Origin of the sequence: Micromonospora echinofusca, assembly GCF_017614955.1 — a bacterium.
Classification (GTDB): Bacteria; Actinomycetota; Actinomycetes; order Mycobacteriales; family Micromonosporaceae; genus Micromonospora; species Micromonospora echinofusca_A.
Genome location: NZ_WVUH01000629.1, coordinates 1 through 1594 on the forward strand (window position 1 = coordinate 1; position 1594 = coordinate 1594).

Consider the following 1594-nt stretch of genomic DNA (forward strand, 5'->3'; position numbering starts at 1 on the left):
CTTGATCTTTAACCTGCGGCGTGGTGGCATCGACCCCGGCTGATCATGGGGACAGCCCTTGATCGATCATTCCTCTTGTCTAGGGAAGAAGATCGCAAACCAAGGGCTGTCTGGTGATCAGTGTGCACGATGCCAGGACGACCGATGAGGTCGGGCGGCTGGCCGCGTTCCGGCGCGAGTTCCACGCCTGTCTGACCGCTCGCCGGGATGCGTTGTTCGAGCTGGCCGACGCATTGTTGTGCGCAGACGCGCCGGTGCGGTCCCTGGTGGAGTTGTCGTTGGTGGGTGAGCACCGGCGCGGTCACGGCTCGCTGTATGCGGCGTTGAATCGGGGCGGGATCGACATCGAGCGGTTGCGGACTGCGGTGGCGGCGGTGCCGCTGCCGCGGGCCGCGGACGGGCGGATCGTCCTGGCGGTGGACGTGACGTGCTGGCTGCGGCCGGAGGCGCACACCTGCCCGGAACGAATGTTGTGTCACACCTACGGGCGCGGCAAGGACACCCACATCGGGGTTCCGGGTTGGCCGTACTCGTTCGTCACCGCCCTGGAGGCCGGGCGCACCTCGTGGACCGCGCCGTTGGACGCCCGCCGGCTGGTGCCCGGCGACGATGCTGCCACGGTCACCGCCGGCCAGTTGCGGGATGTGGTGCAGCGGCTGATCGCTGCCCGGCAGTGGCAGCCCGGTGATCCGGACGTGTGGATCGTCGCGGACGCCGGCTACGACGGGCCCCGACTGGCGTTCCTGCTGGCCGACCTGCCCGTTCAGGTTCTGGTGCGGATGCGTTCCGACCGGGTGCTGCGCCGGACCGCACCACCCCGGCTGCCGGGCACCACCGGCCGCCCACGACGCCATGGCGGCGAGTTCATCTTCGGTGACCCAGGCAGCTGGGGCGACCCGGACGTCACCACGAGCACCGACACCCGCCTCTACGGCACCGCGACCGCACGGGCCTGGCACCGACTGCACCCCCGGCTGACGCACCGCACCGCCTGGACCGCCCAGCACGGCCCGCTGCCGATCATCGAAGGCACCGTGATCCTGCTGACCGTCGACCGGCTGCCTTCCGGCGCCAACGCGAAACCGGTCTGGCTCTGGTGGTCCCAACCGGCCGCCACCACCACCGAAACCGATCTGCTCTGGCAGGTGTTCCTGCGCCGCTTCGACATCGAGCACACCTTCCGCATGCTCAAACAAACCCTCGGCTGGACCAGCCCGAAACTACGAGACCCGCAGGCCGCCGACCGCTGGACCTGGCTCGCGCTGGCCGCCTACACCCAGCTACGCCTCGCCCGAGGCGCCGTCGGCGACCTGCGTCGGCCCTGGGAACGCCCCGCACCGCCCGAACGACTCACGCCTGCCCGCGTCCGCCGAGGCTTTCGGCACCTACGCACCAAAGCCGGCAACCCCGCCCGCGCACCGAAACCCTCCCGACCAGGACCCGGCCGACCACCCGGACTACGCAACCGCCAGCCGGCAGCCCGCCACGACGTCCACATCGTCACCGCCGCCACCAGCACAAAGCGTAAAGGCGGCACGAAAACAACGAAGACTTCGAATAACCCGAGGCCACGCCGCACAGGTTAAAGATCAAG

At 69.5% G+C, this 1594-nt stretch carries 1 protein-coding gene; it reads left to right on the forward strand.

The window, feature by feature from the left end; translation table 11 throughout:
* The first annotated feature begins 113 nt into the window (after positions 1–113).
* Positions 114–1586 carry an NF041680 family putative transposase gene (locus GSF22_RS33465; protein WP_208817900.1) on the forward strand — a complete coding sequence of 491 codons (1473 nt, stop codon included), beginning with the start codon at positions 114–116 and terminating at the stop codon, positions 1584–1586.
* Positions 1587–1594 lie beyond the last annotated feature (8 nt).